The sequence below is a fragment of the Plantibacter elymi (nom. nud.) genome (assembly GCF_900177795.1).
Lineage (GTDB): Bacteria > Actinomycetota > Actinomycetes > Actinomycetales > Microbacteriaceae > Plantibacter > Plantibacter elymi.
Window position 1 is genome coordinate 411409 of sequence record NZ_FXWJ01000002.1, and the last position, 19421, is coordinate 430829.

18 protein-coding genes are annotated in these 19421 nt (G+C 61.9%); 10 read left to right on the forward strand and 8 right to left on the reverse strand.

The genetic code is table 11. The annotated features are described in order from the left end of the window. Positions 1 to 506 precede the first annotated feature (506 nt). Positions 507 to 1163: an AbiV family abortive infection protein gene (locus CCK91_RS06810; protein WP_086473418.1), complete on the forward strand. Its 657-nt coding sequence runs from the start codon at positions 507 to 509 to the stop codon at positions 1161 to 1163. A 524-nt stretch (positions 1164 to 1687) separates the two neighbouring features. Beyond that, entirely contained in the window at positions 1688 to 2227 is a 540-nt protein-coding gene (locus CCK91_RS06815) for a recombinase family protein (protein ID WP_086473419.1), read from the forward strand. 155 nt (positions 2228 to 2382) lie between these two features. Here CCK91_RS06815 and CCK91_RS06820 read toward each other — a convergent pair whose 3' ends face one another. After that, positions 2383 to 2925, reverse strand: a complete 543-nt coding sequence (locus CCK91_RS06820) for an AAA family ATPase (protein ID WP_086473420.1) — start codon at positions 2923 to 2925, stop codon at positions 2383 to 2385. Positions 2926 to 3111: 186 nt separating this feature from the next. On the opposite strand from CCK91_RS06820, the gene CCK91_RS20125 reads away from it, so the two are divergent. The 3 genes from CCK91_RS20125 to CCK91_RS06830 all read left to right on the forward strand — a co-directional run bounded on the left by CCK91_RS20125 (position 3112) and on the right by CCK91_RS06830 (position 6426). Continuing rightward, positions 3112 to 3750 carry an HIT family protein gene (locus CCK91_RS20125; RefSeq protein ID WP_369821875.1) on the forward strand — a complete coding sequence of 213 codons (639 nt, stop codon included), beginning with the start codon at positions 3112 to 3114 and terminating at the stop codon, positions 3748 to 3750. 128 nt (positions 3751 to 3878) lie between these two features. Next, the gene (locus CCK91_RS06825; protein ID WP_086473421.1) at positions 3879 to 5318 is read left to right on the forward strand and encodes a hypothetical protein; all 1440 of its coding nucleotides are present in this window, start codon (positions 3879 to 3881) and stop codon (positions 5316 to 5318) included. A 274-nt stretch (positions 5319 to 5592) separates the two neighbouring features. Then, a complete protein-coding gene (locus CCK91_RS06830) occupies positions 5593 to 6426 on the forward strand; it encodes a PmeII family type II restriction endonuclease (RefSeq protein ID WP_165766997.1) in 834 nt (277 codons plus the stop codon). A gap of 14 nt (positions 6427 to 6440) precedes the next feature. On the opposite strand, the gene CCK91_RS06835 is transcribed toward CCK91_RS06830, so the two are convergent. The 5 genes from CCK91_RS06835 to CCK91_RS06855 form a co-directional block, all read right to left on the reverse strand. Next, the gene (locus tag CCK91_RS06835) at positions 6441 to 7874 is read right to left on the reverse strand and encodes a DNA cytosine methyltransferase (protein ID WP_207568197.1); all 1434 of its coding nucleotides are present in this window, start codon (positions 7872 to 7874) and stop codon (positions 6441 to 6443) included. Positions 7875 to 8517: 643 nt separating this feature from the next. Then, on the reverse strand, positions 8518 to 8772 hold the full coding sequence (locus tag CCK91_RS06840; protein ID WP_086473423.1) for a hypothetical protein: 255 nt from the start codon (positions 8770 to 8772) through the stop codon (positions 8518 to 8520). Continuing rightward, complete coding sequence (locus tag CCK91_RS06845; RefSeq protein ID WP_086473424.1) at positions 8769 to 9734, reverse strand: hypothetical protein; 966 nt, start codon at positions 9732 to 9734, stop codon at positions 8769 to 8771. The genes CCK91_RS06840 and CCK91_RS06845 overlap by 4 nt, the downstream gene beginning before the upstream one ends. After that, the gene (locus CCK91_RS06850) at positions 9731 to 10213 is read right to left on the reverse strand and encodes an ImmA/IrrE family metallo-endopeptidase (RefSeq protein ID WP_119863545.1); all 483 of its coding nucleotides are present in this window, start codon (positions 10211 to 10213) and stop codon (positions 9731 to 9733) included. The genes CCK91_RS06845 and CCK91_RS06850 overlap by 4 nt, the downstream gene beginning before the upstream one ends. A 32-nt stretch (positions 10214 to 10245) precedes the next feature. Further along, positions 10246 to 10923, reverse strand: a complete 678-nt coding sequence (locus CCK91_RS06855; protein ID WP_165766998.1) for a helix-turn-helix domain-containing protein — start codon at positions 10921 to 10923, stop codon at positions 10246 to 10248. A gap of 80 nt (positions 10924 to 11003) precedes the next feature. Between CCK91_RS06855 and CCK91_RS06860 the strand changes: the two genes are divergently transcribed. The 4 genes from CCK91_RS06860 to CCK91_RS06870 are packed head-to-tail and all read left to right on the forward strand — an operon-like array spanning position 11004 to position 14229. Continuing rightward, a complete protein-coding gene (locus CCK91_RS06860; protein ID WP_086473427.1) occupies positions 11004 to 11252 on the forward strand; it encodes a hypothetical protein in 249 nt (82 codons plus the stop codon). Then, positions 11245 to 12261: a hypothetical protein gene (locus CCK91_RS19620; protein ID WP_165766999.1), complete on the forward strand. Its 1017-nt coding sequence runs from the start codon at positions 11245 to 11247 to the stop codon at positions 12259 to 12261. The genes CCK91_RS06860 and CCK91_RS19620 overlap by 8 nt, the downstream gene beginning before the upstream one ends. Then, the gene (locus tag CCK91_RS19625) at positions 12254 to 13075 is read left to right on the forward strand and encodes an RNA polymerase sigma factor (RefSeq protein ID WP_165767000.1); all 822 of its coding nucleotides are present in this window, start codon (positions 12254 to 12256) and stop codon (positions 13073 to 13075) included. Before CCK91_RS19620 ends, CCK91_RS19625 begins: the two co-directional genes overlap by 8 nt. Then, positions 13075 to 14229 carry a hypothetical protein gene (locus CCK91_RS06870; protein ID WP_086473429.1) on the forward strand — a complete coding sequence of 385 codons (1155 nt, stop codon included), beginning with the start codon at positions 13075 to 13077 and terminating at the stop codon, positions 14227 to 14229. The genes CCK91_RS19625 and CCK91_RS06870 overlap by 1 nt, the downstream gene beginning before the upstream one ends. A 32-nt stretch (positions 14230 to 14261) precedes the next feature. Here the strand turns inward: CCK91_RS06870 and CCK91_RS06875 are convergent, their stop codons facing one another. Then, positions 14262 to 14603 carry a histone-like nucleoid-structuring protein Lsr2 gene (locus tag CCK91_RS06875; protein ID WP_086473430.1) on the reverse strand — a complete coding sequence of 114 codons (342 nt, stop codon included), beginning with the start codon at positions 14601 to 14603 and terminating at the stop codon, positions 14262 to 14264. A gap of 968 nt (positions 14604 to 15571) precedes the next feature. Between CCK91_RS06875 and CCK91_RS06885 the strand changes: the two genes are divergently transcribed. Next, positions 15572 to 15928 carry a hypothetical protein gene (locus tag CCK91_RS06885; RefSeq protein WP_133059944.1) on the forward strand — a complete coding sequence of 119 codons (357 nt, stop codon included), beginning with the start codon at positions 15572 to 15574 and terminating at the stop codon, positions 15926 to 15928. Between the two features lie 38 nt (positions 15929 to 15966). Here the strand turns inward: CCK91_RS06885 and CCK91_RS19490 are convergent, their stop codons facing one another. Continuing rightward, positions 15967 to 18519 (reverse strand): hypothetical protein, encoded by a 2553-nt coding sequence (locus CCK91_RS19490; RefSeq protein ID WP_133059945.1) that lies wholly within the window; start codon positions 18517 to 18519, stop codon positions 15967 to 15969. Positions 18520 to 19421 lie beyond the last annotated feature (902 nt).

Below are 19421 nucleotides of genomic sequence, written 5' to 3' on the forward strand. Positions count from 1 at the left end.
CTCGAATCGATATCCCGCGCCGCGTTCACGCAATGCCAGCAAGTGCTCGAACACCTTCCAGACCGCACGATCGTTGAGGAACGCTGCCTTCTCAGGCGTAGCGCGAACCAGCCGATAAACTTATCTCCCGCACGATCGTCGAAACCAGATGCCCTGCGCCCGATCCCGGACTCGGGCGCAGCCCAAGCATGATGTTTTCTCCCTTGTGGGTCTGCCGATGTGCCCAAGTCGACATCACAAGCACCGATGGATAGCGGCCGGTGGGCAGCTTGAGGGTATGGAGGTTTCGGGTTGACACTTCCGGTTGAGTCGACAAAGCGTGTCGCGCAGCTCGGCGCCGAGCTCCCGCGTTGCACCGAAAGCGTTAGTTGCCAGCGCAAATCCGAGCCTAGGGCCAGTACGGGAGCCGCTAACCTCCCCCGAAAGGCTCGTCCGGCAGCGCCGCTTAACAGCGCAGCGCTGAGACGCCGGGCACATTTGCAGGAGGGTCCAAGTATGGTCGCATCATGCGTCGTCTGACCTATGACCAGCTGGCCGGCCTGGCCCTGGCTGCCCTTGCCAATGCCCGGCGCATGTACGATGACGCCGAGCTGCTTCGCGACGCTGGTCGTATCCCAAGCTCGTTCGTGCTGCTCGGGTTGGCTGCCGATGAGCTCGGCAAACATCTGATGGTGGCATCGTTCCCCGCGCGCGAAGACTCCGATGAACAGTGGCAGGCCTTCTGGAAACGCATGGGACGCCACGAGGAGAAGCTTGGGAACAGTTTGATCAGTGCGTGGCTGTTCGATCCAGATCTGACCGACGGCCCGCCCGACCCGGGGGCGTTTCACCGGCGCCGCCTCTCTGCGACCTACGTGGACGTGCGGGACGGTGAGGTCCGGTCACCGGTAGACACGACGTCCGCGGCAGACCTCGCGAATGCGTTCGCACTGATTGGGCGGCAGCTCACGTTCTGCGAGATGATGCTGGCTAGTACAGATCGAAACCGGCTAGCGGCCACGATGTCCACGCTTCGCGAAACGACGGCGTCGTTACCGCGGGGACATGCGACAGCATGGGCGATGGCGAAGTCCCTCGGAATACCGGATGCTGATGCTGAGCGCTTCGCTTCCCTGGTCGCGAAACAACTCACGCGCCGTCCGTCCCAGTCGCAATCCGACTAGCCGTCTTCATTGGCGGAAGCTGGGCACGTGACCTCTGGCGAACAGACCGCGTCTAAGCATCACGGCATCACGATGCACCTCGGGCAAATCCGCGGTCTCGCGGCGCGCATCCGAGACCGGAGAAAACTTCGGCGCTTTCCAGTTATTACTAGGGGAGTTCGGGATGGTTCGTCAGCACCTCAATTGTCTCCGGCGGAAGCAGAACATCCCGCCGCGCCGACTCCAAGGTCCTCCACAAGTACAGCCGGACACCTTGAAAGGGGAAACGCTAGATCCTCTCCAGAATCCCAGTTGTCGTCGCCGAGGTCAACGTCATCGATGCGGAGGTCGACGCCGAACCGGACCAACTCGCCCAATTGCCGGACGCGTCTCAGGTTTCGAGACGCGGGGCCCGTCGCAAGACCAGGCCCGGGCAGGCCCGGAAGTCCCCGGATCTCGCGGGTGGCCAGGCGTCTCGAAAACTCGTCTCACAGGAGGGCGCGTCTCATCGAGGCTCGCACCGATTTCTGAGACATGCTGATGCCATGAGACAGGTCGGGTACACCAGAGTGAGCACCGCCGACAAGGACGCGCAGCTGCAGCTCGACGCGCTCGTCGACGCCGGCGTGCAGAAGCGCGACGTGTTCGAGGACGTGACCTCCCGAAGCAAGAACGCGATCGAGCGCCCCGTTATGACGAAGCTGCTTGAATATGCCGAGGCCGGCGACACTGTGATCGTGTGGCGTATCGACCGGCTCGGCCGATCGCTCATCGACGTCCTCAACACCGTCGAGCTGCTGCGCGGCCGTGGGATCCGCGTTCGATCACTCTCCGGCGGGATTGACCCCACGACGTCGACGGGCCGGCTCATGCTCCACATGCTCGCCACCCTGGCCGAGTACGAACGCGAGCTCATCGTCGAACGCGTCAACGCCGGCATCGCCGCAGCACGCGAATCGGGCACCCGTTTCGGGCGCCCACCTGTGAGCCCTGACATCATCGACGAGAAGCTCGCGATCGTCGCCGACGCCCGCGATCGCGGCCGCACCGCAGCAGAAGCCGCCGCACTGGTCGGATGGAGCTGAGCAACGCTCTACAGACACCAGGCCGGCATCACGGCACGAACACCCTGACGGTTCCGGGGCGGGTCGCACGCGGCAGCCGAAAACGCTCGTCGCAACCGCCAACCGGCAGATCCTTTCGGCAAGCCCATGTTGACCGTTCCATTCGAGTCGGCGCTCTACGACTGAGCCTTGGGCTGGCCCGCGCTGATATCCGCGACAATGCGTTCAGTGACCTGAGCGAGGGTTTCGTGAGGGCCGATTCGGCCTTCCTGGACAAACTCGAGTGGCTGCCAGCCGTCGTACCACTCGCGCATCTTTTCGGCGGTGAAGGCGTGGCGCAGGTCCCGCAATGCGTGGCGTCTGGCCGTCTCCTCAAAGCCGACGTCGAACTGGTAGATGCGCGTGACGCCTCGGTGGTCTCTCCAGAGCTGTTCCAATCGCCGGGCATAGTCGCGGAGATTAAAGATTCCATCGAGGATGACGTCGTACCCGAGGTCGAGCGATTGGCGAGCGGCAGCGTCGGTGAGCACCGCTGCGTCGGCGGACCGAGATTCTCTCTCACCACCAGCCAGGAGTTCACGCCGAAAGTAGTCCTGATGAATCACTGCAGTCTTGTGACCGAGAAAAGGTCGCAGCGCTGCTGCAGTCGTCGTCTTACCTGAACCCGAATCACCGCGCAGCACGATGAGGCGAGTGCTCGCTGATCCAATGGCTGCCACACGTCTATCCTCACACCCCGAATGTCTCGCGTTACGTCACGAAGCTTCCGGCCGCAGACGATGGCACATCTCCAGACCAATCCTGGGTGGTGCGTTGACCGGTTGAGACCGCCGTCGTTTACGGTGGGAGCCACGTGGTGGTCGGACGACGAGTGGGAAGGCCTGGCGACGGCCGAGCAGTGCGGGATGTGCGCAGACGCACACTTCCTGGCAAACGAACACAGCGCCCTCATCGCCACGACCGATACGAGCTACGTACGACTTGCTCGGAACCAACACCACGCCGGATACAGCCTCGTGATCCTCCGAGAGCACGTTGTGGATATGGTGGAACTGCCTCCGGATCAGCTCTCGAAATTTTGGAAAGATGCACAACGCGCCGCATGCGTCATCGATGCAGTGTTCCGATCGAAGAAGATCCACTATCTCGTCATGGGTCACCGGATGCCCCCACCTTCACTGTCACCTACTACCTCAGCACGCGGCCGACGACCCTCTCCGCAACGTGAACATCGCGGAGGGCCCGACATTTCTTTCATCTGGAGAATTCGACTCCGCGATCTAAGGCGCACCACTTCCGCGCGTTCGCTGTCGCCCGAGATGACTCGGACGGGCCAACGAAATTACCCTCGCGATGCTGGAAGGGGTCTCCGGGCCGGGTCTTCAGATGCTCACGTTCTTCGGCCGCGCGAGGGGCGAGGAACCTTGCCGTTTCCGTCCAAATGGAGTGGCTGCGGCTATATAGCACCCGAAGGGCGCGTCGGGCATCGCAAGAGCATTACTCCCGAGCAATACCTGGCATTGGATCTGGGATTGTTACGGTGAGGATTACTCGAGTACATCTGACTTTGCGCCTCCACCCCATCAAGTTGCGTGCAGTCGCTCCTGACTGACGAGTCCCCCCCCCCCCCCCCCCCCCCCCCCCCCCCCCCCCCCCCCGCTAGGATGTCGCCATGGCAATTATCCAGACCTCCGATGTTTTCACGCCAGCCGAGCTCCCCAAAGTCACCGACGTGGATCGCTCTAAGCTGACGCATGAGATTGCACAGCTGATGAAGCGGAAGAGCTACATCTCCCTGACCGGTGGATCGAAACTCGGGAAGACGACGTTTCTCAAGAGCTACCTGGCCGCTCAGCCGGCGACTGATTGGTCGGCCTACCTCGCCGGTCAGAGCCTTGCAAACGGTGCAGCGGATCTGTGGTTGAAGCTCGCGCAGGCATTGGAGATTCCTACCTCGAAGGAAACGGGTCTCGCGAACGGGGATAAGACCACCTGGGGCGTTTTCGCTCGACTCTCGCTGAAATGGGTGACTGGAGGCGCAGCAGGCGGAGTCAAGGCCGATCGGGAAGAGAACGAGACGCGGACAACAGGTGAAAAGTTCACGATCGACCCCGAGCACGCTGTCACGGAGGCCCTGAAGGTGATTCGGGCGAACGATCGCCGAGTGATTATTGCGATCGACGACTTCCACTTCGTCCAGGACCACAGCAAACGGCACGACATTGTCGTCGCGCTGCGGCCTCTGACCGACGCAGGGTGCAAAGCGTTTTTCCTGAGTACCGTGCTCGGCGGAGACCAGGATCCCGCGTTCAACAACACCAACACGGGCGGCCGACGAAAATCAGTCGAAGTCCTCGCATGGGAGCTCGACGAGCTCAAGGAGATTGCGACGAAGGGTTTCAAGGAGCTCAACCTTTGGGCGGACGACGCACTCATCACCGACCTTGCCTCCGAAAGCTTCGGGAGCCCTCAGATCATGCAGCAACTATGCTTGGACCTGTGTGAGAACGAAAATGGTATCTACGAGCGGGAAGCAGAAGACCAACAGCTGCAGGTCAATGCCCCGGCGGACCGGGACGCCTTTTTCCGCTCGTTGGATGATGACGAAGCGATTGATTGGCTCAAGATATTCTCCGCCGCCTACGTGCCCAGACGAGAGCGCGGCCGATATGACTACCCGTCGTCGCCGCCTGTGAAGCTGGACGGCTATCAGCTAATCCTTTACGCGATCCACGAGATGGGCTCCCCCACTCAAGTCGCTGTAGCTGACGTCAAGCGGCACGTCGGGGACAAACTCAAGTTCGACACGAAACGACTGAACAAGATTGCATTGGAGCAGAAGTCCATCAATCTTGGAGAAATTGCAGCTCGCGACATGACCGCAGCGCTCACTGATTTACCTGCCGAGGAGGGCGACGCGTTCGATGAGGCAGATGAAGGCGCCGAGGAAGACTTCGCTTATGCCGAGTTGGTCGCGAGAGCGGCAATCCCACAACCCGTGCTTGAGGTGAAGGGCAAGAAAGCCGACGCCGTGATATCCATCTTGGATCCTCTGTTCTCGTACATGCTCAAGTGGCATCCCGACGTGATTGTCGACTCTGGGCGAAAGTGAGCGCTCAAAGCAACAGCCGATCTCGTGATCCGGGCATCGAGGAGCGCAACCGCGGGCCGAGCAGGTGCCTGTGACTGCGGAACCCTGCGTTGGGCGAGCTCCTCGTCCCAGAAGTGGAGTGGCGCCGCGATGCCAGCGACCAGGAGCAGAAGGGGAACGCCGACGCTGAGGAGCTGAGCCTGAGCGTCTCCAGGGCGTCGGTTTTTCCATCCGTCTGCGCGAAATGGACCCAGATCATCCCCAGTATCCCTCGCTTCCGGTTAGTCTTCGGGGTGTGCCTGAAAAATCCGTTGCGGTCCCTGAACCGTTCATCAACGTCTTACGCCGTGAACACCTTCTCGACGAAATGCCACAGGAGCAGTTCGACCAAGTGGTCGAGCAAGCGCTCGGCCTAATCGAGCGACGGTTTGAGAACATGCGCACAATGGTGACGGTGGCTCAAACCAACATTAACCCGTTCTTGATGCTCGCCATGGCTCCCGCTTACAATATCTTCTCTCCACTAGAAGCCGCTGAGTACATGCAGAACGCCAAGCTCCCCCACGGTGACTCAACCGCGTTCGGCAAGTTCGTCGAGGACAGAATATTTCCCATCTTCGGCGTCATACCCGTCGATGAAAAGAAGACCCAGGCGACGCTCTACAGCGCGATCGACGGCGCCATGACAATCGAGGGTGAGTCTTTTCTCGCCACCTGGAAATCTGGTCCGTGGACAATGAACCAGTCCCACGCCAACGAGATGGGCGGCTCGTTTCCAAGCATTCACGAGGTCACAGGGAAACGCCTGATTCTTGGAATCTTCTACGGCCGTGCGACGCAGATGAACAACAAGCCGGCGCTTGTGCGACGAAACACGGGGGACTACTTCCATGTGCTCATCGGTTCAGAACTCTGGGAGTTCATTACGGGAGTACGTAACGCCCACATGACCGTCTTACGAGCGATCCGGGAAGCGCAGCGCAGGTTCGCCGTGGCGCATGGTGGCAAGACCTTCAATGAGCATATGATCGAGGCGCGGCTGCAACTCAGTGCAAACTTCCGCGCCGCGTTTGGTCTGTCTGGCGGCGATGAAGACATGTGGGAGATGCTCTTCAAGCACTCATTCTAGCTCGAGGCAGGTGGTCAAGCTTGGACAACCGCCTGACCGTTCTGCCACCACCGACGCGTGCGGACGTGCGACTTAATGTAGGTTTGTGTCGCCCGCGGCACGTCATGCGCCAAGTCCAGCGAGGCATCCTCGATGAGCCGTGCAACGGTCTCGCCAGCGATGATGCCCAGCCGAGCAGGTACGGCATTGCCGACCTGCTTCATCTGCTCTGTCACTGAACCGAGGAACTCCCAATCATCAGGGAACTCCTGCACGCGAGCGCATTCCACCACCGATAAGACACGAGTCTGCTCTGGATGGCACATGCTCGTACTCGAGTGATTCGGCATGGTTGTTATCGTGGGACTCGGCAGATCCCACGAGAGTCGCCGCCACCATCCTGAACGTCCCCCCTTGGCATGGTAGGCCCGGCCCATGGACTCCTGCGCGACGTCGTCGGGCAGAGATCTCCAGTTGCCGCCGGTCGGCACCAGATCGAGATAGTGCTTTTTCCGAGGAGAGAAGTCGAGCAGCGTCGGCTGAGACTCCTGCAGGCCGTCCAGCGCGTCGCGCAACGTTCGATAGGGAGCGAGCATCGGATCGTCCTGCGCGTGGGTGGGAGTGAGTACAGGCGTGACGCGGCCGAGACGATTCCCGAACACGAGAACCCGCTCGCGAAGCTGAGGGGCACCATAGTTGACCGCGTTCACTTCGAATGTGTCAACACGATACTCACCCCCGCACATATCGAGGGCATCCGAGAGCCAAAGATCGAAAACGGACCCTGGCTGTTCCTCCGGTCGCAGGGGTTCCCCTCCCTGGGGCGGCCGTTCGGCGATGGGGCGGTGCTCCAGGGCGGCAGACAGCAGTCCTCGGACGTTCTCCATCAGGAAGACCTTGGGCCGAAGCTCACGGACGAAGTCCAGATAGTTCCAGATGAGCTGGCCTCGTGGATCCTGAACACCGCCTCTGCGACCAGCGGTCGAGAAGGACTGACAAGGCGGCCCCCCCACGAGGACGTCCAGCTCGCCAGGCTTGATCCCAAGTTCAGCCATCAGTTCTCTTGGCGTGTACACGGACAGATCCGCCTGGATGATTCGGGTGTCTGAAGTACCGAACCGCCCCTGCTCCTGGTTACGTCGCAACGACTTACAGAAGGTCTCCTGAAGCTCAACCGCAGCGAGCAGGTCAAACCGCCCTGTGCTGTCGAGCCCTACGTCAAGGCCCCCAGCGCCCGTGAACAGCGAAACTGCGGTGAGTTTTCGCTGCATCATCGATCGACCTGGCGCGGTCTCGTTGGCCGCGTCGGTACCAGCCTCTAGAGTGAGCTGATGCTCGACGGAGTCCCGAATGAACTGGGACAAGCTTTGTGCTCGGCGATCGGCGGCCACTCTTGCGGAGTTATCCAACGAAGACGGCACGCGGACGCGCCAGAGGGTGCTCGTATCGATACTTGGGTGAATGCTCACAGCATCTAGGGTACTACTTTTGTGGCCACGATGTCAGTACCCTTGGTCCTGGGCGCTAGGATTCGACGGCACCGAGCGAGCCCCTATGATGTGGATCTCCGCACTCTCACCACGAGCTGGCTGCCCTCTGCCGCAGATCGCCAGGAACACGTCAGGGGTTGCCCTTACCGATCCGCGAGACTACGTCCGCTCTCGGTCGCACCCGGGCTGCGGCTAGGCAGATCGCTGCTCCGAATGACCATCCGCGGAGAATCACTCGTCGCGAACCGAGATCAACAGCATCCTCGATGACCGCCGCCACCTAGATACATATCGTCGTAAGCCAACCCCACCCGCAGTGCTTCGAAAGGCTGACCGAAGGAAGCTACGAGGGAGGGCAGCTTGAACTTCTCGACGGTCCGCACTGAGCGCAACGTCGATTGCGGGGATGCGCCGAGCACGTGCACATGGATGACCCACATGTCGGACGTGGCGCCGGCGTCGAAGCAACACGCTCCTGACGGCGTCCGGTCATCTATGATTGTGTACGGAAAGTCATCGATCGTAAGTGTGGCTCCCGTGAAACGGACCAGCGTCGTATCCGTAGGAGTCCCGCCTCTCACCACCAGCTGATCGACTGTACCCGCGGGGTGGTCGACCGAGATTACGCCTCTATGAGGACGCGTTCTCCGGTGTCGAACTCCAGAGTGTAGTGACCCGGGAGGGTCGTCACCGTTCCGATGCCCAACCCAACCGCGCCGCCCGGCGCGGTCGCTTCGGCGGCGTTGAGAACGCTGACGTATCGGATGGGACTGCCGAGCACCAGTCGCCTTGCGGTCGCGACTCCGACGACGCCCAGAGCAGCAACCGCGGAGGTCAACACGACGCCTGCGATCGCTCCGACGGCTACTAGGCTCATTGTTCGTCCCCGAGTTCGGCGAGCGCTGCCATCCACGATTGCGCAGCCTCGACCGTCGCTTGTTCCTCTGAGGCGAGGACTGTACGGGCATTTTCGGCGAGGAGCGCATCCTCGATCTCAATGAGTTGGCGGTGCAGCAGCATTTCCGGATCGTCATGGTCGAATCCTTCGCGCTCACGTGTTTCAGCTGGAACGATCCTTCGCCAGATGGCGTCGACGTCCCGTGCCAACTCACCGACGTGAGCGGACCGTCGACAAGCCGAGAGGCGTCGCGCGATCGGGAGCAGCATGAAGCCGACGCAGAGCAGGAGAACGGCCGTCGTTAGGAGCAGATCGTACACGCGACCTCCCGCCTGCATGGCCGGTATGGCGCCGATGAGATGCGCAACGTCCATGAAGATCGCCGCCAGTCCGAAGCCCACAGCACTGTAGGCGCCGAGCAACAAACAGAGGAGACTCCCCCGGAACCACTTGTCGTCAATCACCAGGAGGGTGCGAGCAATGTGCCAGCTCGATATGCCGGTGAAGATGGCGATGAACCCCATCTGGGCAGCGTTGAAGACGGCAGCAGCGAATTGGTCTCCGTAGGTGATCATGAACGACCCGGTTGCCAGGGGAGCATCGATGAAGATGAAGGACACGATCATGGCCACACCCGCGGTGGCCGCGCCCCCGTACGTCGAGACACGCGTTCGCGAGTGGGGCACTCCCGTTGACGCGCCGATCGCCGTCACGAGCACGGCGACGCCGGCGACTCGGACAACATCCCCGAGGAGCATCGTGAGGTTCGCGATCGGCAGGAGCGCGTCGACGGCAAGGTAGACCGCATCGATGTTCATCGTCTGCGCGACAGCCATGAGCACTGTCGCGACGAGACTTCGTTGGCTGGTGCGCCGGCGCGCGGTGATCGCGAGCACGAGCATGAGCGTCCACATGGTGCCGGCGATGATGAGGGCTGTCATCCGAAGAACTCCTCGAGGCAGGTCTGTTGATGTGGTCTCCGGCGAATGCCGGCTGCCAAGAGATCGGCGAGGAGCTCTGCGTCGACTTCGTCCCGCTCGAGCAAGTTGTCCCGTCCAAAGATGCGGTCGCCGGCTTCGAGCTCGACGCCCGGCAGAAACCGATCGAGGCGATCCGCTGACCGTCCGTGTCGATCGTGCTCAAGGAGCAGGTGACCGAGCTCATGGAGGATGCACTGCAGACGGTGCAGGGGCGACGAAGCCACCGCGTGGAAGATGACACACCTCGAAGCTCCAACGAGCAGCAGCCCACACACCGACGTGCGGTCCAATGCCGCGAGCGGCTGGGTGTCAATGCTCACGCCGCGAACGCGCTCTACATGTTCGATCGCCGATGCGAGCGACCGCACCGTTGCGCACTCCTGCTCCTTGAAAACATACTGCGCATGTTGGCGCGCTCCCACAGTCGTTCTTTCTTCCATCACGAAATCCCCGTCGTGTTAGATGAGCTGGGTTACGGCGATCGCTCACCGCTCAGTTGGGCTGCTATCGCTCGCAGCGTTGACGGTGCCACGTCGGCGACCATCCGAGCAGCAAGCGAGTCGAACCCTGCCGCGTGCGACGCGCGCGTGAACTCGAGCTGAGCGTCGATTGCGTCGACCCGCGGATCCGACAAGGGGCCGGTCAAATAGATGTGATCAACGCCGAGCACGTCTGCTATCTGCGCGAGCGTGTGACTCTGCACTGTCTCGGCCTCGCCATCGAGGAGACGGGTCCACGTACGCGGGCTCAGCAGAACTCCGTGACGTTTCAGCTCCGGTGAAATCTCGTCATAGCCCCGACTCGATGACCTCCCCCTCGCCTGAGCCTCGACCAGCAGGGTTAGCCGACGGCCCACCTCGGTTGCGTCCAGTCGAGGGCTCTGCTCGCAGCCGCTCGGAGTATTTGCTGGCTGCGCAAGATGCGACGATTCGGCTTGAGACAGGATCTCGTGAGGAGCGACGTCGAGCGCTCTTGCAAGGCTGAAGAGCGCCGGAACCGGAATCTCGCGGCTTCCGTTTAGGTAGCGCAGCACGGTCCGTCGAACCATCCCGGCATGGCTACTGAGCTCGTCGAACGTGAGTCCTCGATCAGCCCGCGCCCGCCGCAGCGCTGCGGCCACGGCAGCGTTGAAGTCAGATCCGGTGTCCACACAGTCACCGTAGCAAGAGATATCCACAGGGCAAAATATTAGATTTGACATGGTGACCGTATGGTTCCTAGGGTGACCGAATGGACACCACTCCCCTCACAGAACGGATCGCCGCGGCGGTCCGACAGGCGTTGACCGATCACGAACGGTCCGAGTCCGAGACAGCGCACGCGACGTCAATGCACCCCGAAACCCTGCGCGCCAAGCTCGCAGGCGACCTCGACTTCACCATCGGTGAGCTCAGCCTCATCGCCGGCACCATGGGTCTTCGCGGGGCCGATCTGCTCCCGCTGACGACGTCATCTACGCCAGGCACGACCGATGTCTGAACCCGTTGACCAACGCGCAGGCGACGAATCCAACGCAGCATACCCACTGGCCGAGGCGGAGTTCATCCGGCCGGAGTTCGACTTCGAGAGCGAGTTCGCCCAGTTCCGGAACTGGTGGGCGCGTGACCCACGGATCGTCGGGAACGCATTCTCGCTGATGCTCTACCTCGTCACGCACCGACGCACATATCGGATCACGCAGTCCCGAGCCCAGCGAGACCTCGGTCTCGGGAAAGACGCATTCAGGGCAGCTCGACGCAAGCTCGAGGCCGCCGGATTCCTTCGTGTCGAGGAGCACCGGCATCCAGCGGGGACTGTCGATGCCGCCGGGCAATCGATCGCCGGCCACCGCCGCGTGCTGCTGATTCTCCTCGATCCCCAGCAGCCGGAATCAGCAACCGAGGGTGTCGTTGCCGATACCTCGGCGGGTTTCCCTCCCCCGCTCTTCGACGCCTGGGATGAATCCGACTCTCCATCCCTGCGCGGCACAGCGGCGGGAGCCGTCTCCGCTGCCGACCACGTCGGGTCTTCCTCAGAGGCCGAACCATCGACGGTTCTCCCGCCACTTAAAGAACATCAATCCCCAGAACACCAATCTTCTTCGACGTCTCCCGGCTTGGAGCTGGCAGCGCAGGCGCTGCATCCTCGGCTCAGCCTCGTCGCCGTCGAGCGATGGCTGGCGAAGCACGCGCCATCGGTGGACGTGGCCGCGGTCGACGTTCTGGCGGCGAGCGTCGACGCGATCCATGGTTCGTCTCGCCCGGTCGGCGATCCGGTCGCCTATGTCGGCCGATCCATCTCCAGAGAACCGCGTCGGTGGCCCGCGAATGCTGGTGAATCAGACGACGGAGATCTCGCCCCGCCTGGTCCCAGACGAATCGGCAATCGACCGCCGACCGTCGCTGAGTGCAGCGCGGACGGGCATCGCTTCGTCGGAACCTTCCGAGAGGTGTGTGGCACCTGCGGCGAAGAGCGTCCGGACTGGAGAAAGGACCGTGACCGTGAATGAGCCTGACCTTGCACAGGCGGCGCCTGCTTCGGCAGCTGTGGTCGATGTATCGCTGCTCACAGCATCATCCGACGCGATCGACCGCATCGGGTTGGACGTCTTCCTGGCCGCAATCGAGTCCACACGTGGCTACGTGACTCGAGTCCTCAACCAGCACGCTCTCCACGGCGAGATCGACGCCGCAATGCAGGAGATCCGAGTCGTCGCCTGGCGACGAGCAGAGAGCTTCGACCCGACCCGGGGATCCTTCGGTCACTACGCTCAAGGCATCGCAACCAAGGTTGTGCTCGCGACGCGGCGCGAAGCCGCTATTCAGTGCGAACGGTTCACCGCGGAGTTCGATACGGACCGGCCGGCAGCAGGCGGCGACCCGTTGGACCTCCTGGTGCACCGATTCGAGCAGCGCCGGCGTATCGCGTGGGTGCGGGAGACAGTGTCAGAACGGGACTGGACGATCGCCATCGAACTGATGCTCACCGACGAGGCTCGCGCCGACGTCGCTGAACACATCGGCGTCTCCGCCCGCACGATCCGTACCGCGCGGGAGAACATCGCCGCCGCCGCCTGGACCGCCAACGCCGCGCTCCGGCTCGCGGACCGCGGGTACCCGAACACTCGGCAGTGCGCGATCGAGTGTATCCCCGAGACCGACGGCCTGCGCGCGATCGCGCTCTTCCAGCCGGCCATGATGCGCGACGCAGCCGCTGTCGCTCGGATCACCGGCCTGAGCAAGCACCGGGTCCACAGCCGGATCGCTCACGTACGCAAGCTGCTGACACTCGCCGCACGCATCCTGGATGGAGAGTCCATCTGATGGCGGCGCCGATGCTCGCGGTCAAGGTCGTTCTGGCGATCGGGCCGAAGAAGCTCTTGGGCGGGGCGCTTGCACTGATGCTGGGCGGACTCGTCGCGACTGCAGCGCTACCCGCGATCGCCATCACGCTGTTCGTCCCGGCAGGGAGTGCGCTGCGGCAAGCGCACTGCGCGGCGCCCGGGGCGGTGCCGGCGGGACAACCGACCGGACCACTCTTGGTCGCCGAGCAGCTCCTCGTCTCCGCAATCGTCGATGCGGCGGCGGCGATCACTCCGGAGCCGAAGGCCAAGCTGGCAGCACTCACCGCGGCGTACGCAGCATCGAACATGACTGCCTCGACGTCCGACACGATCACCGACGACACACCACTCGGCGTGTACCGGCGCACCGTCCGCGGTGGGTGGGGAACAACCGAGCAGCTGCAAGACACCGCCACTGCCACCGCACTCATCCTGACCGGGGCCGGCGAGAACCGACCAGGGATCATGAGCGACCCCGCCTGGATCGACGAACCCGCCGGGTGGTGGCTGTCGACCATCGGCATTCACGCGGAAACTCCGACCATCGCCAGCGCCGAAGCATCGGCCCGAAATGCACTCGCCGTCGTCGAACCAGAGCTCACGGACGAACAACTGACCGTGGGTGCAGCCTGCAACTACCTGCCGATCGACGGCGACAACCGCGAACTTGCTCTCCGACTGGTCAGCGCGATGGACGGAGGACGCCTGGTCGGGAGCGACTACCTCCAGCAGCTCCGCAACGTCGCGAACGGAACTGCGCTCACCGACTGCGGCATCGACTCCCGCATCATGCAGATCCTGCTCGTCGCGCTGAACACGTTCGAGCAGGTGGCCGTGTCCGACCTCAACCGACGCTGCACCGGCTCGCTCGAGGGAGCCGGCGAGAACTCCTCACACTACCGCGACGGCGGCGGCATGGCGGTCGACATCTACGCGCTCAATGGCAGCTCCGTGACAGGCGGTGATGGCCTGTCTCTGCAGTTGTTGGCACTCCTGGACTCCGTCGTGCCGCCCGGATCACGAACCGGGCAGTCCAACTGTCGAAACAGCCCCGGATTCACTCATTTCGACGAGTTCGAGGACACGTGCAATCACGTGCACATCGACGTCGCCTATGCGAATCCGGGGCTGTAGTCCACACAGAACGAGGACGGGTAGGCGACCTACTACTTGGCAGCCTCACGGAACTTCTCGAGGAGTGCGGCGGGGATGCGTCCCCGGTCGGAGACGTCGTGCCCATTGGCGCGCAGCCAGCTACGCGCAGCCGCGAGCTCTTCCTTGTTGCTCCGGCTCGAGCCGGCAGAGCTGGCCGTCTTCGACCGCGACACGGTGCGCGCTACTTTGAGGTAGGGCTCAAGCGCAGCGCGCAGGGCCTTGTCGTTCTTTTCCGACAGGTCGATCTCATAGGTCGAGCCTTCCAAGCCGAACGTGATGGTCTTGCCCTCACCCTGCTTCAGCTCAGATCCGTCAAGATCGTCGACGAGGGTGGTGATGACTTTCTGTGCCATGGGGATTCTCCTTCTTCAAATGAACGCATTCAGACCGCAACCGACGATTGTCGTGTGCATATGGCCCGGCGGGGGAAGCTACGTTCAGTGCATTCACGACAATATCGATAAAGGCTGGAGTCCGTTGGGAATGGGACAGCCGTAGCCGGGCCGACAGTACCGACGCTCGGCCGGGTAGATTCGAATGCCACAGCTTAGACGCTCCAAAGTGACCACCCCGCCAACATAAGACAAGCGGCGCAACCGCTGTTTCGAGCGCTCCTAGCTGGTCCAGTCTGAAACCATCCCAACACCGCACAAGATCGTGTCGACATCAATTTCGTCAGAGCGAGACTGCACTAAGCAAACGACGGCACCTCTCGGGTCGAGGGGGTAACCCTCTTGGCCGATGAGAGTCGAGCCGGAGGGGTCTCATCGGCCTTCACCGCCACCACGGCAAGTTCCGCAGCGCGGTAACTTCGACTGCTCGGTCACGCCGTCTCGCAGTTCGGATGAGGTCGCGGTGAGCCGCATCTTCCGTGGACGGTTGGATGCTGGAGCTAGCGCGCATGCCATAGCATCGTTGACTACAGCCAGACGCGGGCCCTCACGCCTATGCCCCTGCCAACGCCGCTTCGATCGGACTCGCGTCGACTACAACGTCAGAGCCTTCAACCGCCCTGAAGAAACTCGGCGAAGTTGCCGTCTAAGTGGCTGTCGTGTCGAAGTGGCCGTCCAGGTTCACGCCGCCTTCCCGAGCGACGCCAACACCGAATTCTGGGCTCGGGTTGTCACGGGTAGCGTGACCCGGATCCTTCGGTCCGGCGGACCAGCGCACGAAGCGCTGCCGATCGATCGGTCACTCCCCACGCAGACGAAGGAGGAGGTGAGAGGGGACCACCTCACGATTACGCATCGAACCTACGAGGCATGACCAGTCCTCGTTGATCGGACCCACGGGTCCGCACTGCATGAGGCACACTGTAGACATGACTAGTGCGAAGCCAACCAGACCTTCAAACACCCTGTTAGGTGTCAGTGTCGGGCTAACCACTGGCGCCTACGTCTTGTTTCTGCTCATGTACTCGGCGGTCTGGGTTCCAGGGCTCATCTTTGGCTACCCAGGAGAAGCAGCGTACTGGTACCCCGTCGTTTACCTGTTTCTGCCCGTACTCTTTGCGATGCTGATCGCGGCCATCGTCGTCGCGGTAGTCAGCATCGCCAGTGGCAAGAGCAGCCGGCTCACGACGGTTTGCCTAGCATTTTCCGTGGGGCTGGTGTTGGTCTCTCTGCCCCTGCTGTGGTTCGGGTTGCCGATTAGTCTCTTAGATTCGGTGACCGGGTGATGCCGGTCATCGACCAGCACCACCCAGTCACGACCAAGTTAGAACTGCGTGTTGATGGCTACGGTACAGCCCTGGATGTGCACGGCTTGAGTTCCGTTGAACAAGCACAACGGATCATAGTTCGAGTTCTCGAACGCTAGGTAGGCTGCTGCCTCGAAGTTGCCGTACCAGAACTGGTGAACAGGCATCCGGTCGAACTCTGCGCGGAGCGTAGAGCCGCCCCGCTTGAGATCCCACAGCGCAACTCCATCGATCGCGGGCGCTCCAACCTGCACTGGGTTAGGAGAGTGCACCCACTGTCCGACCACAGCGCGAGTGGGCCCAGCCCCCGACGTTCCACCGACGGTTGTGACAGCAGCCGTACCGGAGTCAGTCAGCTGGCAATTCGTGAAGAGCAGCCCACACTTATATTTGTGACTCGTGCCGATGTCTCGCCCATTAATGATCTGGTAGTTGGAACCGAAGAACACATACGCCTGGTTTGTAGTCCGGTTGGACCCATGTAGGTCGTACCAGGCACGGTTGTCTGCGCCAAAGGCGATGAACGGCTTCGACGTGTCGCCAGTGAACCCGGGGAACCCGAGGTACTGGCCTGGGATGTACTGCATGTAGAAGACCGCCATGGTCGGCATGTCGTCACCCGGTGCGGCGGCAACAGGACCAAGGGCTGTCGCTCTGGCTTGGGTCGGGGGACCATCGGTGTAGGTGGAGTCCGGAGAGGCATCTGCCACCTCTTGAGCGGTCTCGGTGATGATCTCGGGCACTGCTTCTGGTTCTGGCTCAGGCTGCTCACCGGGCTCAGGCGACGGTGCCGCGGTTGGCGTTGCAGTCGGTTCCGGTGTCGGAGCAGAGGTTGGCTCGGGTTGCGGAATCGGACTAGTCGACGGCGAACTCGTTGGAGACGGCGACGGGTCATCAGAGTCGCTCGACGTCGACCGCGCGGCTCGCTGCGCCGACGATTCAGCTTCCGGAGCGGGCGGGGCGTCCAACTTTCCTGATTCGACAATGAGCTGATCGCTCACGGTGTATCCCGGAATAGGCATCGCGTCTGTCTCGCCGTCTTCTGCAGCGTCCATCGAGCGCATCTTGGCTGCCGCGGGGAAGGCCATGAATGGAAGGTTGATTCCGGACGCGACGGCTGTCGTCATGCCCGTAGCCCCTCGAGTTCCGCAGCTTGCGCCGTCTGTCGACAGTATCTGCACGGTGTAGACCCACTGCTTCGTCAGGTCACTGGCTGGCGTGGTGTACTCCGTGCCGCATGTGATGGCGACAAAGGTAGCCCCGGCAGGGTTGCCCGATGGAGCATTCGGATCATCCATGAACGGGTCGATGGTGTACCGAGTGATGAGACGCGGGACCCGGCGGTCGTCAATCCAGTTGAGATGGTGTTTGCCTCCGTCTCTGATGGTCGCCACTACCGTTGATTCGCGGTCGATCACTTCCTGGTACTGATTCACCCTCATCGGGAAGGTATCTACAATGGCGCCAGAAGCGTTCAAAGCCGCGATGTAGGTGACCGTTCCAGGCAAACCGGGCACGGTGATGGTTGTTGACGTCGACTCACCGGCGACGGCATCGCCCAGCGTGCGTGCCTGGTACTTCACCGCTCCCGAGCGCGCCTTGACTGTGATCGTGTAGTTGCCGGAACCCAGCTGCATGTTGGTCACGGTCCAGCTTGGTGTTGCAACACGGGTCACACTGGCCGAGGCCGTCAGCGAGTTCAGTTCCGCTGCAGTCATGGCTGTACCTGCAAGAGTGACTTTCGTCGCCTCGGGTCCCCACAGTTTGATGAATTCATGGCTTGGGCTGGTTGTCGTGAAAGCTGCCGTTGTGCCAGCAGGCAGGAACGAGGTCTTGGACACCTTGGCTGAGAGTGCAGCCAGCGCTTGGGACTGAGGCTGATTCATAGGTGCCGTCCACAAGCTTGAACCTGACGCGGCGGCCTGGCTACTAATCTGCTGCAGCGCGATGGTCCTGAAAGCAGAGACGACGTTAGCGGTATCGAGGATCATAAGGCCGTTGTCCGGCAGCGGGGGCAGTAGCGACTGCTTGAGTGTTGTAGCTCCACCGACAAGTGCAATGTAGTGGTTGGCTCGTCCTGCGAAGAAGGACTGGACCGTCGCGTCTGTCTCCGATCCGTCCAGCAGGATAAGGGTCAGACCCTGACCTGTTGCCATCGCGCCCGCGGCGTTCATGGAGTTCGCCACAGTGGTGTTTCCCACCACGATCGGGCCAACCGGGAGTGCCGCGGCGATTGCCGTTGAACGCGCGAAGACACTGTCAGACTTCACATCCAGTGCGATGGTCGTGCCCGCCGGCAAGCTAGATCGGAATGCTGCGGAGAAGGTCGCGGCCTCGCTCACGAAGTACAGGGACTTGGCGCCGAGCGTGTTCAGAGTTGTATTGATTGCAGTGGCGCTCGTCTTCGACGTGCTCAGAATCAAGGGAACGCCGAGGCTGCTCGCGAGCGCTGCTGCTTGGTGAACAACTTCTGCTTTGGTGTATGGAGCAACCACCGCCTTCGTCGAGCCTGATGGAAACGCCGAGGTGGCCATGCTTGCGGACAGCGCTTGCAGGTCGGCGCCAGCCACCAACGAGCCGGCTATTGCGGCCTGCGCGGAAGGAGCCGGAGCGGTAAAGGTGGTAAAACCAGCCAAAATTGCAGCTGCTGCAAGAACTCCGACGAGCCGATGCGAGCGACGCAGACCTCGCGGTCTTGGCATACTATTTCGTGACAATCAATCCCCCTATTTTTGTGCGAACGTCTGATCTTCTAGGCCCGGATTCACGAACACAAGACTGGTAGCGCGCCGTGATACCTGCTAAGAAGCCTGTTCGCTCGACCGACGATATCCGTCGCAAGTTCAACCAAGCGTTCTTCGAGACCATCGTGGTCGGGTACGACTTCAACGTCCTTGCGAGATGGTCGAGCCGTTTCGCTCGCTCCAGGAAACGAGACAAGACCTGGTCCGCTCGAAGGCACGAAGAACCGCCCTCGGGAACTCGCCGGCGCGGCAAAAATGGCATGGACTCGGCTCCAGATTCCAGAGACGAACATTTGTTGCAGCGAGACCGTCATCAGGCTTGCGTGGGATTGGCCATTGGAAACGCTCCTCCCCTAGCCCACCAACGGCGGGATCCATCAAAAGCTGGATGAACACCGTTTCGCAAGCCTCAATGCGCAGGACCAAGGATCTGAACACTGTCAGCCATCAGTGAGACAAGGACCGCATCAGAACCTTGCGATGCCGGCGTGGCACGCAGGACGCTCAACTCTCCTCGAACAGCGACCTCGATTCCGGACCTCAGCGAGCCAGCCGCCTCCGCGGTGTCAGCGGATTGGCAGATGACCTGACACCACGCAACCCGAACTCGAACGATGAGCCCATCGTCGCTCAAAGCTCGCTGATCGTCCGCCAGCACGAACGAAACCACCGGACGCTCCACCGGGCCGGTGAGGAGGACCTCTCCATCAACGGCGCCGATCACTTCA